Raw genomic sequence first — 13,717 nt, 5'->3', positions numbered from 1 at the left:
TCGCTATACGTCCGCCGTGATCCACTCGGCGACGGCCTGCGGATGCTCAAGGTGCAGATGGTGGCCGCCGTCCATCTGGCTGACGGTGATGGTGGGCACGCAGGCCGCGCGCGTCTGCATCAGGGTGCTGGGCAGGTAGGCGGTGGCGGGCTGTGCCAGTAGCACGGCGGCGGGTGCGGTGATGCCGTGCAGCAGGGCGTGGATCTGGGTTTCCGCCATGCGCAGGGGGGTGGGGCGGGTCAATCGCGGGTCGCTGCGCCAGCGCCAGCCGCCGCTGGTTTCGATCAGGGCGCGCTCGACAATGGGCCAGGCCAGTTCGCCACGCAGGCCGCTGACGATGCTGCGCGCGCTGGTCGCCTGTTCGACGCTGCGGAACACCCGCAGCGGCCTGCCTTCCGGGCGTGATGCGAGCGCGTCGCGGAAGCGTTGCAAGGTATGCGAGCCGTCGTCGCCCAGCGGTCCGAGGCCTTCGATCAGCAACAGGCGCTCGACCCGCTCGGGCGCGGCGATGGCGGCCAACGCGGCAATGCCGGCACCCAGCGAATGACCGAGCAGGGTGAGGCGATCCAGTTGCAGGGCATCGATCGCGGCGAGCACCGCGCGCACGTAGTCGACGTAGTGGTAGCTGCTGCCCGGCGGCAGATGGTCGGCGTGGCCGTGGCCGGGCAGGTCCAGCGCGATCACCCGGTAGTGCGTGGCCAGCAACGGAGCCAGCAGGGCGAAGCTGCCCGCGTTGTCGAGCCAGCCGTGCAGCGCCAGCAGCGCGGGCGCGTGCTCGTCGCCCCAGGTCAGCGCGCTAAGCGCCAGATGGGGCAGCTGGATGCGTCGCTCAATCGCTGCGTGCACGTGGCTGCTGCGCGCGCAGATGGGCATCGGCCTGGCGTCGTTGCGCGGCCTCCGCGTCGTAATCGGCGGCGAATTCCGGCCAGCCCTGGGTATGGCGCAAGACCAGCGCGGCAAGGCTGTCGACCTGTCCGGCGCTGTCGTTCAGCGCCGGGATGTAGCGCAGGTCGCCGCCACCGGCGGCGATGAAGAACGCCCGGTTCTGCATCGCGATTTCCTCCAGGGTCTCCAGGCAGTCCACCGCGAAGCCAGGGCAGGCGACGTCGAGCCGTTGCACGCCTTCGGTGGCCAACCTGCGCACGGTGGCGTCGGTATACGGATGCAGCCAGCTCTCGCGACCCACGCGTGACTGGAAGCTGACCACCAGCTCGTCTTCGCCCAGACGCAAATGCTCGCGCAGCAGTCGCGCGGTGCGCTGGCACTGGTCGAGGTACGGGTCGCCCAGTCGTACGTAGCGTTCGGGAATGCCGTGGAACGACAGCAGCAATTTGTCGCCGCGACCGTTGATTGCCCACCAGCCCTCGATGCTGCTGGCCAATGCCGCGATATGGCCGGGGTCGTCATGGTAATCGTTGACGAGGCGCAGCTCCGGCGGCCAGCGCAGGGTCTTCAGCGCATCGGCGACCGCATCGATGACCGAGCCGGTGGAGGTTGCCGAATACTGCGGATACAGCGGCAACACCAGCAGCCGGCGCACGCCCTCGTGCTGCAGACGCGCGATGGTGGCCGCCACCGACGGCTCACCGTAGCGCATTGCCAGCGCCACCTGGATCGGTCCGTCGGGACGCTGCCGGGCAAGCTCGCGGTGGAGCGCCTCGGCCACCGCTTCGCTACCGAAGCGCAGCGGCGAACCCTGGCTGGTCCACACCTTCGCATAGGCCCGCGCCGAGCGCGGCGGACGCACCCGCAGGATCACGCCGTGCAGGATCAGCCACCACAGCCAGCGCGGATAGTCGATCACCCGGCGATCACCGAGGAACTGCGCAAGATACGGCCGCACCGCCTTCGCCGTGGGCGCGGTCGGCGTACCCAGGTTGACCAGCAGCACGGCCGCCTGAACGGGCTGAACGAGCGGTCCGTGGGAATCGCCGGCGAGGCCGGTATAGTGATCGCTGCGTGGCATGGTGGCATCGCGATTGAACCCAGGCGGTGCAGTCTGCCACAAGCGCCATGCGCCGCCTGTGCGTCGTCACGCCGCACCCCAACCTGAGTGGAGTTGTCCATGTTCAAGACACTGCATCGTTTGCTGCTGATCGGCCTGGCGTTGTCGCTGCCGGCCATGAGCGTGCATGCCGAGGATCCGCCGCTGGTGCGCGCCACGAACGCGGTGCGCGTGCTGAACGACATCATGCAGGCGCCGGACAAGGCGATCCCCACTGATCTGCTGCGCGATGCCAAGGCGATTGCGGTGATCCCCGACATGATCAAGGCCGGCTTCATCTTCGGCGGCCGTCGCGGTGAGGGCCTGATCTCGATCAAGAGCCCCGACGGCACCTGGTCCAACCCCAGTTTCATCAGCATGACCGGCGGCAGCGTGGGGTTCCAGGCGGGTGTGTCCTCGACCGACGTGGTGCTGGTGTTTCGCACCCAGCGCGGCGTGGATTCGATCGTGCGCGGCAAGTTCACCCTCGGCGCCGACGCGTCGGCCGCGGCCGGCCCGGTCGGACGCACCGCCTCGGCGGCCACCGATGGCCAGTTGAAGGCCGAGATCTACTCCTATTCGCGCACTCGCGGCCTGTTTGCCGGCGTGGCCATCGACGGCGCTGCGCTGCGCATCGACTACGACGCCAACGAGGCCGTGTATGGCGCCGGCATCACGCCGCGGCGCATTTTTGAAGGCGGCGTGAGCAACGTGCCGACGCCGGTGGTCGATTTCCGCGACCGCCTTGAGGAGTACACTTCGCGGTAATCGTCGCGCGTTGCCGGCGCGATCCGCGCCATGCTGATTGGGCTGGAGTCCGGCCAGAGGTTGATTATGGGTTTTGACAGTTTCTGGCACTGGGCCATTCTGCTGGTCATCGTGCTGCTGGTGTTCGGTACCAAGAAGATCCGCAACCTCGGGCCGGATCTCGGTTCGGCGATCCGCGACTTCAAGAAGAACCTCAGCGGCGACGACGACGCAAAGCAGAAGGAAGAGGAAGCCAAGCGCAAGGCGGCCGAGCAGCTGCGCGCCGATCCGCCGGCCGACCATGCCACGACGCAGAGTCAGCGCGACTCCAGCGAAACCAAGTAGGCGCGCGGCGGGCGGAGCGCGGCGATGATCGAGATCAGTCTCGGCAAACTGGTACTGCTCGCCCTGATCGCGTTGATCGTGCTCGGCCCGGAAAAGTTGCCCGGCGCCGCCCGCACGGCCGGTGCGCTGTTACGGCGTGTGCGCAGTGGCTGGGACAATGTTCGTGCCGAGGTCGAGCGCGAGCTGGAGATCGAGCAGATCAAGCGCACCGCGCGCGAGGCCGCCTCTCGCGCCGAGGCGGCGCAGAACGAAATGAAGGAAGGCCTGCAGCAGGTGCGCGAACCGATCGAGCAGGCCGCTGTGGCCGCGATGAACGCGCCCGGCGCCACGCCAGCCGCCGGATCCATCGACGACGCCATGGGTCCCGACGGGCCGTCCGAAAGTCTCCAGGCCGAACTGCCGCTGGGCGAGCCCGCCGTGCTGCCCCGATCCAGCAGAAAGCTTCCGCATGACGACGCCTGAACCCGACGCGCCCGAATCCGAAGATGTTGGCGATGCCCTGCAGCAGGGGTTGTTTTCGCATCTGCTGGAGTTGCGCGCGCGCCTGCTCAAGTCGGTAGCGGCGGTGGTGCTGGTGCTGCTGGCGCTGGTGCCCTTCGCGAACCGCCTGTACTCCGAACTGGCCGCGCCGCTGGTGGCACGCCTGCCGCAGGGTGCGCACCTGATCGCCACCGAGGTCACCAGCCCGTTCATCACCCCGTTGAAACTGGCCTTCTATACGGCTCTTTTCATCAGCATGCCGGTGATCCTCTATCAGTTGTGGGCCTTCGTCAGCCCGGGCCTGTACAAGCACGAGAAGCGCCTGGCGCGGCCGTTGCTTATCGCGGCGATGGGGCTGTTCTATCTGGGCTGCGCCTTCGCCTATTTCCTGGTGTTGCCGGCGGCGTTCCGTTTCCTCACCGCGGTGACGCCGGAGGGCGTGGAGATGATGACCGACATCACCCACTACCTCGATTTCGTGATGCTGATGTTCTTCGCGTTTGGCCTTTGCTTCGAGGTGCCGGTGGCGGTCGTGGTGCTGGCCGCCATCGGCATCGTCGATCTGGACAAGCTGCGCAGCGGGCGACGGTTCGCCATCGTCGGCGCGTTCGCGATCGCTGCGGTGATCACGCCACCGGACATCACCTCGATGCTGATGCTGGGTATCCCGATGTGCCTGCTCTACGAGCTGGGCGTGCTGGCGGTGCGCTGGCTGGTGAAGCCGGGATCGCTGCGGCGCGACGCGAGCTGAACATTCCTCGATACCGCGTGCAGTGAGTGGTTAATTCGGTTTGCTTGTTGAACAGCTTGGCGCGCACAGGTGCGAGCGCCGACGGCGATGGCATCGGCCCATTCACCTATGACGAAACAGAGCCATGTAAGGCACGCTGACAGCCAGTGTCTCCGGGCGTGACTTGAGGCGCACGGTGCCGCGTCCGCTGTCGTCGCGGACGATGCCTGCGATGGCCTTGAGGTTGACGATGGTCGATCGGTGGATCTGCTTGAACGTGTTCGTATCAAGTAGGGTCAGCAGCTCGCGGATCGGCGTGCGCAACAGCGCCTCGCCGTCTGCAGTCACCACCGTGGTGTATTTGTTGTCGGCGCGAAAGTACGCGACGTCGTCGATCGCGATCAACCGCGTCTCGCGGCCGGCGCTGGCGGTGATCCAGGACAACATCTCCGGGCTGCCGACGCGCGGAAGGTGTTTGCCGAGATGTTCGAGTATCGTCGCCAGCGCGTCGGCATCCGAGCGGACGGTGCGCGCCTGCAGGCGTTGTACGGTCGCTGCCAGGCGCTCGGCGATGATCGGCTTGAGCAGGTAATCGATCGCGCCACGCTCGAAGGCGTCGACGGCGTACTGGTCGTAGGCGGTGACGAAGACGATTTGCGTGCCCGGGCTGACCTGCGCGGCGGCGGCGGCGACCTCCAGCCCGCTCAGGCCCGGCATCCGGATGTCGAGGAAGGCGACGTGGGGCTGGTGTTCTGCCAGTGCCTCCAGGGCGCTGGCGCCGTCCTCGCAGGCAGCGAGGATCTGCAGTTGCGGCCACGTGTGCGCGAGTTGGTCCAGCAGCGCCTGGCACAGCAGCGCTTCGTCTTCGGCGACAACACAGGTGCGGATGGCATCAGACATGCTGGCTTTCCCGGACGAACTCGGCCGGCATGGTGATCGTTGCCGCGACGCCGGTGGGAAAGTTGGCGACGACCGCCAGTGTGGCTTGGCTGCCGTAGACCAGGTGCAGCCGCTCGCGCAGGTTCTTCAGGCCGATGCCGGTGCCACTGGTGCTGGCGTTGAAACCGTCGCCATCGTCGGCCACGGTCACCGCCACGGTGTCGCGGCTGCGGCGTGCCCGGATCCAGACGGTACCGCCGCCGATCCGCGGTTCGAGCCCGTGCTTGATCGCGTTCTCGACCAGCGTCTGCAGCATCATCGTTGGCAGCGGCGTGGCGCGCAGCGATTCGGGTACGTCGACCTGCACTGCGAGGCGCGGGCCCATGCGGATCTTGAGGATTTCCATATAGGCAACCGCACGTTCAAGTTCCGCGTCCAGCGTCGAGATTTCATCATCAGAGCGCGGCAGCGAATGACGCAGGTAGTGGATCAGATACCCGAGCATCTCGTCGGCGCGCGGCGGATCGCTGCGCGTCAGCAACTGCGCGCTTGCCAGGGTGTTGTAGAGGAAGTGCGGTTCCAGTTGAGCATGCAGCAGGCGGAGCTTGGCGACGGTGAGTGCCTTCTCGGTCTCGGTCTGCGTGGCGGCGGCTTTTTCGGCACGGCGCAATGCGGCGACACGCTCACTGACCGCGCGGGTGATGGCTTCGGCATGCTCGAAATTGCTGCCGCCGTCCAACAGGAACCAGTAACTCCATGCCGGGGTGGCTGGTTCGCAGATCAGCGTCACGCTGCCGCCACCGTGGCTGGCTGTCACGGTGGCCTGCAACTGGTTGCGCGGCGTTTCAAACCACGACAGGGGATTCCAGCGGCCCAGCGGAGACTCGCCCTGGTTGGTGGCCCGCCGCACCTTGGCATGCACCAGCAAGCTGCCACGCGCGCTTTCAACCTGCTCGACGCGCGGCAGCTCGCGGATGGCGGCATCGAGCAGATCGAAGGCTTCGCCGGCTTCCAGGGGAATTTCGATCTGCCGGTGCTGCCGGTTAGCCAGCGCGCCGTTGTCGAGGCGGCCAGCGATCAGCCGCACACGGGCCAGATGCGACAGCGCGCCGGCGACGACCAACGCCATGGTAAGAATGCCCGCAACCGTGACCGGCCAATCGAATCTGCCGAGCCATGGAATCTCGCTCCAGGCCAACGCGGCGAGCACGACCACCAGGAACCAGGCAATGGCGATGCGCAGCACGAAGAGCAGGCCTTTGATCACGTTGGTTCCATTGGTTGCTGATGGGGAGCAAGCATATCGCCGGTGTGCTCGCGGTGGTCGGGGCTTTCGACGCAAGCCGGCATGCGCCGACGAAACCCGGTCGCAGCGGCACAAAAGCCGGACCGCCATCGAGCCAGGCAGCCGTCCCTGGCGGATCGCAATGCACCTGCCAGAAGAGACGTAGCCGTTGGACGATGCCTACAGCAGACGTCGGAACACCATCGTGTGGCCGCCCTGGCTGAGCGTGACCGCGCTCGGACTACCCTTGCCGGCCGCAAACGCGAGGGCTGCATCGACGACAGTCATGAAGAACCGATCCGGCGATTCGGCAAAGATTTCGACTGGCGTTTGCCGGCCCATCTGCGCCTTGAGCCGATTGCCGTCCATGAACACCTTCATCTTCATCTCGCCAGCCGCATAGGTTCCGAGAACACGATCGAGCGCCGCGCGTGACAGCGGCACTTCCTGCCGCTCGGACGGTAACGGTTCCCGGGTGCGTGCGACCAGCACGCCGGGTGGCTCGCCATTCGCGAAGAAACGCATGCCAGTGACCGTGCCGGCCGCATCGCGTTGCACGGTGAAACGATCCAGCCCATTGCCGTAGAGGAATTCGTCGGCAGCGATCGGCAGCAGGATGCTGCGCTGCCCCCCGGTGCGTTGTGCCGTGAGCTTGCCATCGACCACGCGCAGTACGCGCGCATTGTGATCGTCGATCCGATACACCCCTTCGAACCGCTTCAGTGTGGTCGCGCCGACCGCGATGGCCGTTGACTCGGGATAGGGTTCTCCCAAGGCCGCTGCGGCCAACTTGCGCGCGATCATGTCCGGCCCCTTGTCGTCGTCGTTGCTGTCGTTGTTCTGCAGCACGACCACGCTGATATCCGGCCCCGGCACGTATTCGAGCATGGACTCGAAGCCGAAGATGCCGCCGCTATGGTCGAGCATGAGCCGGCCCTGCACGGTCGCCAGCTCGATACCGAGGCCGTATTTCGCCTCGACGGCCTTGCCGACCGGGGTGATCATCCGCCTGTAAGTCTCGGACTTGAGTACGCGCCCTTCGTGCAAGGCGCGGTTCCACTTCAGCAAGTCGCCTACCGTGGAGACCAGGGCGCCGGCGGCATTCGGGATAGTCATGCTGATGACTTTCGCCGGGACGACTTTGCCATCTTCCAGCGAATAGCCGTGTACCTGCTGCGCAGCGAACTGCGGATCGGCGCCGTAGCCGGTATGGGTCAGGCCCAGTGGCTCGAACAAGGCGCTGCGCAGGTACGCATGCCACGGCTGCCCGCTGACGGCTTCGATCACCGCGCCGACCAGCGCGTAACCCGAGTTGTCATACGCCCAGTCTTCGCCTGGCGCGAAATCAGGCTTGGCGTCCTTGAATGTCGCAATCAGCTGGGCGGTGCTCAGATCCTTTTCGATCGGGCCATCGCGCCAGGCGGCGATGTGCGTGTAATCCTTCACGCCCGAGGTGTGGTTGAGCAATTCGAGCACGGTGATGTGCTCACCGTTCGGAAAGTGGGGGACATATTTCGACAAGGGATCGTCGAGAGAGAGCTTGCCTGCCTCGACCAGCTTGAGCAGGCCTGCGGCGGCGAATTGTTTGCTGACCGAACCGATCCGGAACACCGAATCCGGCGTGAGCGGCGTGCCGGTTTTGACATCGGCAAGGCCACGGGCGCCCCGATACAGGATCTCATCACCGCGGGCGATCAGTATCGCTGCGCCGGGGGCGTCCGGACGGTAGAACTCCCCCATCATGTGCTCGGCATATCGGGTGACGCGGGCTTTGGTCGCGGAAGCTCCTGCCCACGCCGACGTGGGCGGCAGGCAGGCAGTGGCGATGGCGACGAACAGGAGCAATGGGCGCATTGTCTTTCCTCGGCTGGATGGGCGTTCCTGGTGGACGGCGAGAATATCCACGGGTGCGCTTGGCTGGGCGAGGCTTGCGATGGAGCTCGGTATGCGCCGACGAACGGTGGGTGCGACGCGACGAAACCGCGGGCTTGAATGTGGCCGCGTCAGTACAGGTCGATCGGATCGACATCCAGCGACCAGCGCACCTTGCGCGCCGACGGCAACGCGATCAACGCCAGCTGCCATGAGCGCAACATGCCATGCAGCGTGCTGCGGTTGCTGGCTTCCAGCAGCAGCTGGCCGCGATGCCGGCCCGCGCGCAGCGGCATCGGCGCAGGCATCGGCCCGGCGATCTGCAGCTGCGCGTTGACCGGTAGCGCGGCGTGCGCCGCAGCAAGGAACGCATCGACCTGTTCGCGCTGCGGCGCCTCGGCACGCAGCAATACCTGATGGCTGTACGGCGGCAGCTGGATCAGCCGGCGCTCGGCCAGCAGCTCGCGCGCCGCGGCGGCGTAACCGTGCGCCAGCAGGCTGCGCAGCAGCGGGTGTTCCGGCTGGTGGGTTTGCAGCAGCACGCGGCCGGGCTTGCGCGCGCGGCCGGCGCGGCCGGCGACCTGCACCACCAGTTGCGCCAGCCGTTCGCCGGCGCGGAAATCCACGCTGTGCAGGCCTTCGTCCACGCCGACGATGGCGACCAGGGTAAGGTTGGGCAGGTCGTGGCCCTTGGCCAGCATCTGGGTGCCGACAAGGATCGCCGGCTGGTCGTCCCTGAGCGTTGCCAGCAATTGCTCGAACGCGTCGCGGCGGCGGGTGGTTTCGCGATCGACGCGCAGCACCGGCACCTGCGGGAATTGCGCGAGCAGCGCTTCCTCCAGCCGCTCGGTACCCTGGCCCTGCGGCTTCAGGTCGCCGGCGCCGCAAGTCGGGCAGACGGCGGGAACGCGCTGGCGATAGTCGCAGTGATGGCAGATCAGCTGGCGCCGGCCCGCGTGCAGGGTCAGCGGCCGGTCGCAGCGCGGGCAGCCGGCGTGCCAGCCGCAGGCATGGCACAGCAGCACCGGCGCGTAGCCGCGGCGGTTGCGGAACACCAGCGCCTGTTCGCCACGCGCCACCGTATCGGCCACGGCGCCGAGCAGTGCCGGCGACATGCCGTGTTCCAGCCGCTGCGCGCGCATGTCGATGATCTGCACCTGCGGTGGCCGGATCGCGCCGGGGCGCGCGCGCAGGTGCAGGGTGCGGTAGCGGCCGGCCTCGGCGTTCGCCAGCGATTCCAGCGATGGCGTGCCCGAGCCCAGCAGCACCGGTACGCCAAGCGCGCGGGCGCGCACCAGGGCCAGGTCGCGGGCGTGGTAGCGGAAGCCTTCCTGCTGCTTGTAGGCGCTGTCGTGTTCCTCGTCGACGATGATCAGGCCGGCCTGCGGCAGCGGCGTGAACACCGCCGAGCGGGTGCCCAGGATCACCCGTGCGCTGCCGGCGCGGGCGCGCAGCCAGGCGCGCGCGCGGTCGCCTTCGGACAGGTTCGAGTGCAGCACCTCGACGATCACCCCGAGCCGCTCGCGCAGGCGCCGCACGGTCTGCGGGGCAAGCCCGATCTCCGGCACCAGCAGCAACGCCTGCCTGCCTTGCGCCAGCACTTGTTCGATCAGCGCCAGGTAGACCTCGGTCTTGCCGCTGCCGGTGACGCCATCGAGCAGGAACGGCTGGTATTGGCCGAGGTCGGCGCCGACCGCGGCCACCGCCTGCTGCTGCTCGTCGCTGAGTTGCGGCGCCAGCGAGGGCGGCAGCGGACGATCGAGCGGCGGCCGTTCGCTGCGTTCGAGCAGGCCGGCTGCGGCCAGCCGGCGCGCCGCGTCGCGCCAGCCCGGCTGGCGCTCGCTCAACTCCTGCGCACTCAATGCGCCGGCAGCCAGCAAATCCAGCAAGGCCTTGCTGCCGCCGCGGCGGCTGCCGGCGTCATGCTCGCTGCGGCCGGCGCCGCTGAGCGACCAGTATTCATCGCCGATCGGCGGCAGCGGCTTCGCCTCGCGCAGGGCCAGCGGCAAGGCATTGGCGTAGGCCTCGCCCGGCGCACCCAGCCAGTAGTCGGCAGCCCAGGCCAGGGTCTGCATCAGTTCGGGGTCGAGCAGCGCGCCGTCGTCGAGCAAGCGCAGTACCTGCTTCAGCCGGCTGCTGCCGACCGCCGCCTCGGCGCCGATCGCCACCACTACGCCGACCAGCTTGTGGCGGCCGAACGGCACCAGCACACGGCTGCCCACGCAGGCCACCCCGGTGGCGGGGGGGAGGTAGTCGAACAGGCTCGGCAGGGGTACGGGCAGGGCGACGCGGAGTACGGCGGGCATGGATTACCTCATGGCCGGCCAGTGTAACTGCGCCGAGATGGCTCACACATCGGTGCCTCGATGTCGGGGCAGGTCACCGCTTCACGAGTTGCGCGAACTTGCTGCCCGGCTATCGAGGAATCGGGGATAAGTGGCTATCCCCGGGACGTTTTTACGTTTATCCACAAGAGCTGTGGATAAGTCTGTGGATGCAGCGGGGAAGTAGGCTTCCAAAGCGCGTCGTGACGCCCTTCACGACAGTCTGACGACGTTTTGGTCACGGAAAAAAGCCATTTATCTTCAACGATTTACAAATGGCGCCCGGTTGCAGTTCACATAATTGCCAAGCAGGCGCCAGTTGCCTTGACAGGTTCATGACGCTGTGCAAAACCATCGCCGAAGTCGTCGAAATGCCTTGTCAATTAGCCATGCCCAAGGCCGCCGCCACCATGAGCGCGATGGCCAGCAACCAGAAGTAGCACCAGCCGACCAGCCAGAATTTCAGCAGGGTCATTGGCCAGCCTTGCCGATAGACACGCTTCTGCATCAGCAGCAGGTAGATCGGCGCCCACAGCACCAGGATCCGTTCCAGCCAGTTCAGCGGCGAGGTGGTCCATAACGCGTGCGGCTCCAGCCAATGGGCGAATGCGGCCAGCAGCGTGCACAGCAGCAGCCAGAGGAACAGGAAGGCATGGCTGTGCAGGGCGACGATCAGGTGCTCCATGTACAGCCGCCGGCGAAATATATAGAACAGCTTCAGCAGGACCGCGAACAACGGAATCATCACGAACATGATCGGCGGCAGAACGCCGAAAACCCCGTTGATCATCCGCTGCTTCGCTTCCGCGCTGGCCGCTGGGTCGCCATGCTTGACGGCTCGCCAGTTCCGCTGCATCTGCCGGCCCAGCGCAGTCAGCCGCGCATTGACCACATCCGGCAACCAGCCGATCTGGACGGGCTTCGACTCCCCCTCGGCCGCCTTGTGCAGGGCGTCTCCCGGCTTGGCGTCGCCGGCGACGTTCACCGTCGCGGCTGCCGCTGGCGCGGCGAGAGAGGTCGCCGGCATGGGTGCCGCACCGAGCGCGATCAGACGCTGGTTGGCCTTCTGGCGCAGTTCTCCTGCGACGTCGGCCTGGTCCAGCGCACTGCGCGCCAGCAGGCCGGTATCGCGGGCGCTCTGCAGGCCGCTCAGCTCTTCCTGCAAGGCCTTGCGCACCTCGGCCGGAGTGGCGGCATGCTCGATCATGCCGCTGGTCACGGGCACCAATGGATGACTGTGCTTGCTGGCTCTGGTGGCGATCTGGTCGACAGCCAGATGGATCAGGAAGAACGACAACAGGCACAACACGAACATCAGCCGGAACGGCGCGATGTAGCGCACCCGCCGGCCGCCGAAGTACTCCATGGTGAGGAAGCCGGGCTTGAGCAGGAGCGGCGGCAGCGTATGCACGATGCGGCCGTCGATGTGCAGCACCGTTTCGACGGTTTCCTCCAGCATGTGATGCATCGGCTGCAGCACGCTGTGGATCGACTGGCCGCAGTGATGGCAGAACTCGCCTTGCATCAGTGCGCCGCAATTGGTGCAGTGCAGTCCGTCGTAGCTGGTGAGCGGCTTCATCGTGGATCCCGGTCCGTTGCAGCGGGCGATCTTCGCATACGCCCGCTGCGAGTAGCAGGCGTGACTTGTGGCTCAGGTAGAATGGCCGGCCCTGGAGTCTGCTGTGTCGATGAAGCCTTTCCGTCCCGAACGCGCTCGATTCGTGCACGAGATGCGCGCGACCGTGCGCCTCGCGTTGCCGTTGATCTGTGCGCAGCTGGCAGCAGTCGGCAGCAACGTGATCGACGCGGTGCTGGCGGGCCACGTCAGCGCCCACGTGCTGGGCGCGGTGGCGGTGGGCGCCAGCATCTGGTCGCTGGCGATCGTCAGCGGCATCGGCATGATGATGGCGGTGCCGCCGTCGGTGGCCCAGCTCGATGGCGCCGGTCGCCGCCACGAAGTCGGCGCGGTATTCCGCCAGGCGCTGTGGCTGGCGCTCGGCATGGGCGTGGCGTTGTGGTTCGCCGTACGTCACGCGGCGCCGCTGATCGACCTGATCGGGGTCACGCCCAGCCTGCGCGATGACGTGCAGCGCTTCCTGCTTGCGATCAGCTGGGGCGCGCCGGCGCTGACCTGCTATTTCGCGTTGCGTGGCTTGTCCGAAGGCTTGTCACTGACCCGCCCTTCGATGTACTTCAGCCTCGGCGGGCTGGTGCTGCTGGTGCCGCTGGGCTACGTGCTGATGTTCGGCAAGCTGGGCATCCCGCCGCAGGGTGCGCACGGCTGCGGCGTGGCCACCGCGATCGTGCTGTGGCTGGAGATGCTGGCCTTCGCCGTGTACGTGATCTGCCGGCGCAACTATCGCGGGCTGGGCCTGTTCGATCGCTTCGAACGGCCACACCTGCGCCGGATCGGCGAACTGATGCACATCGGCCTGCCGATGGCGGTGACCCTGCTGGCCGAGGCCGGGCTGTTCGTGGCCACCGCGTTGATCATCGCCACGCTGGGCGAGGACGTGATCGCCAGCCACCAGGTGGCGATCAACATCGCGTCGCTGTTCTTCATGATCCCGCTCGGCCTGGCCATGGCGATCACCGTGCGCGTGGGCAACGCGGTGGGCCGCGGCGACGAGCGCGGCGTGCGCTATGCCGGCTTCTGCGGCATCGGCCTGACCCTGGTCACCCAGCTGCTGTCGGCCGGTCTGATGCTGGGAATACCGCATTACATCGCGGCGCTGTACACCCATGATCCGAAGGTGATCGCATTGGCGGCACAGCTGATCATGCTGGCCGGTCTGTTCCAGTTTTCCGACGGCATCCAGGTGGCCGCCAACGGCGCGCTGCGCGGCCTCAAGGACACCCGCGTACCGATGGCGATCACACTGTTCGCGTACTGGGTCATCGGCATGCCGGTAGGCTGGTGGCTGGCGTTCCACCACGGGATGGGTGCGCGCGGCATGTGGATCGGCCTGATCGCGGGCCTGTCGGTCGCGGCCGCGATGTTGTTCACCCGTTTCTGGCGCAGCGCGTGGAAACAGCGCTGGCGTCCTTCTCCCGTTGCCGCGCTGGCCTGA

11 protein-coding genes and 1 pseudogene are annotated in these 13,717 nt (G+C 67.0%); 5 read left to right on the top strand and 7 right to left on the bottom strand.

Features of this window, described 5'->3' with window-relative positions; all coding sequences use genetic code 11:
- Positions 1-3: 3 nt before the first annotated feature.
- Positions 4-846 carry an alpha/beta fold hydrolase gene (locus ACFPME_RS07960; RefSeq protein ID WP_377303921.1) on the bottom strand — a complete coding sequence of 281 codons (843 nt, stop codon included), beginning with the start codon at positions 844-846 and terminating at the stop codon, positions 4-6.
- Positions 830-1,966 (bottom strand): ferrochelatase, encoded by a 1,137-nt coding sequence (gene hemH / locus ACFPME_RS07955; protein ID WP_377303919.1) that lies wholly within the window; start codon positions 1,964-1,966, stop codon positions 830-832. Before hemH ends, ACFPME_RS07960 begins: the two co-directional genes overlap by 17 nt.
- Positions 1,967-2,065: 99 nt before the next feature.
- Here hemH and ACFPME_RS07950 point away from each other — a divergent pair.
- From ACFPME_RS07950 to tatC, 4 genes and pseudogenes are all read left to right on the top strand, one after another.
- A pseudogene (locus tag ACFPME_RS07950) lies at positions 2,066-2,749 on the top strand (lipid-binding SYLF domain-containing protein); the annotation flags it as partial.
- A gap of 69 nt (positions 2,750-2,818) precedes the next feature.
- A complete protein-coding gene (locus tag ACFPME_RS07945; RefSeq protein ID WP_377303915.1) occupies positions 2,819-3,076 on the top strand; it encodes a Sec-independent protein translocase subunit TatA in 258 nt (85 codons plus the stop codon).
- 24 nt (positions 3,077-3,100) lie between these two features.
- On the top strand, positions 3,101-3,538 hold the full coding sequence (gene tatB / locus ACFPME_RS07940) for a Sec-independent protein translocase protein TatB (protein WP_377303913.1): 438 nt from the start codon (positions 3,101-3,103) through the stop codon (positions 3,536-3,538).
- On the top strand, positions 3,525-4,307 hold the full coding sequence (gene tatC / locus ACFPME_RS07935; RefSeq protein ID WP_377303911.1) for a twin-arginine translocase subunit TatC: 783 nt from the start codon (positions 3,525-3,527) through the stop codon (positions 4,305-4,307). Before tatB ends, tatC begins: the two co-directional genes overlap by 14 nt.
- 102 nt (positions 4,308-4,409) lie before the next feature.
- On the opposite strand, the gene ACFPME_RS07930 is transcribed toward tatC, so the two are convergent.
- From ACFPME_RS07930 to ACFPME_RS07910, 5 genes are all read right to left on the bottom strand, one after another.
- The gene (locus ACFPME_RS07930; protein ID WP_377303909.1) at positions 4,410-5,186 is read right to left on the bottom strand and encodes a LytR/AlgR family response regulator transcription factor; all 777 of its coding nucleotides are present in this window, start codon (positions 5,184-5,186) and stop codon (positions 4,410-4,412) included.
- Positions 5,179-6,432: a sensor histidine kinase gene (locus ACFPME_RS07925; protein ID WP_377303907.1), complete on the bottom strand. Its 1,254-nt coding sequence runs from the start codon at positions 6,430-6,432 to the stop codon at positions 5,179-5,181. Before ACFPME_RS07925 ends, ACFPME_RS07930 begins: the two co-directional genes overlap by 8 nt.
- A gap of 198 nt (positions 6,433-6,630) precedes the next feature.
- Positions 6,631-8,304: a serine hydrolase domain-containing protein gene (locus ACFPME_RS07920; protein ID WP_377303905.1), complete on the bottom strand. Its 1,674-nt coding sequence runs from the start codon at positions 8,302-8,304 to the stop codon at positions 6,631-6,633.
- Positions 8,305-8,453: 149 nt separating this feature from the next.
- The gene (locus ACFPME_RS07915; RefSeq protein WP_377303903.1) at positions 8,454-10,628 is read right to left on the bottom strand and encodes a primosomal protein N'; all 2,175 of its coding nucleotides are present in this window, start codon (positions 10,626-10,628) and stop codon (positions 8,454-8,456) included.
- A gap of 397 nt (positions 10,629-11,025) precedes the next feature.
- Entirely contained in the window at positions 11,026-12,225 is a 1,200-nt protein-coding gene (locus tag ACFPME_RS07910) for a DUF3667 domain-containing protein (protein WP_377303901.1), read from the bottom strand.
- A 109-nt stretch (positions 12,226-12,334) separates the two neighbouring features.
- Here ACFPME_RS07910 and ACFPME_RS07905 point away from each other — a divergent pair, with 109 nt between their 5' ends.
- On the top strand, positions 12,335-13,717 hold the full coding sequence (locus ACFPME_RS07905) for an MATE family efflux transporter (protein ID WP_377303899.1): 1,383 nt from the start codon (positions 12,335-12,337) through the stop codon (positions 13,715-13,717).

The organism is Rhodanobacter umsongensis, assembly GCF_042654965.1.
In the GTDB taxonomy this organism is placed as follows: domain Bacteria; phylum Pseudomonadota; class Gammaproteobacteria; order Xanthomonadales; family Rhodanobacteraceae; genus Rhodanobacter; species Rhodanobacter umsongensis.
The sequence above is the reverse complement of the archived record's forward strand: the minus strand, read 5'-3'. Positions and strand labels throughout refer to the sequence as shown.

Coding starts and splice junctions, on each gene's coding strand:
- hemH (WP_377303919.1), bottom strand. CDS start 1,966: ATGCCACGCAGCGATCACTATACCGGCCTCGCCGGCGATTCCCACGGA.
- ACFPME_RS07945 (WP_377303915.1), top strand. CDS start 2,819: ATGGGTTTTGACAGTTTCTGGCACTGGGCCATTCTGCTGGTCATCGTG.
- tatB (WP_377303913.1), top strand. CDS start 3,101: ATGATCGAGATCAGTCTCGGCAAACTGGTACTGCTCGCCCTGATCGCG.
- tatC (WP_377303911.1), top strand. CDS start 3,525: ATGACGACGCCTGAACCCGACGCGCCCGAATCCGAAGATGTTGGCGAT.
- ACFPME_RS07930 (WP_377303909.1), bottom strand. CDS start 5,186: ATGTCTGATGCCATCCGCACCTGTGTTGTCGCCGAAGACGAAGCGCTG.
- ACFPME_RS07920 (WP_377303905.1), bottom strand. CDS start 8,304: ATGCGCCCATTGCTCCTGTTCGTCGCCATCGCCACTGCCTGCCTGCCG.
- ACFPME_RS07915 (WP_377303903.1), bottom strand. CDS start 10,628: ATGCCCGCCGTACTCCGCGTCGCCCTGCCCGTACCCCTGCCGAGCCTG.
- ACFPME_RS07910 (WP_377303901.1), bottom strand. CDS start 12,225: ATGAAGCCGCTCACCAGCTACGACGGACTGCACTGCACCAATTGCGGC.
- ACFPME_RS07905 (WP_377303899.1), top strand. CDS start 12,335: ATGAAGCCTTTCCGTCCCGAACGCGCTCGATTCGTGCACGAGATGCGC.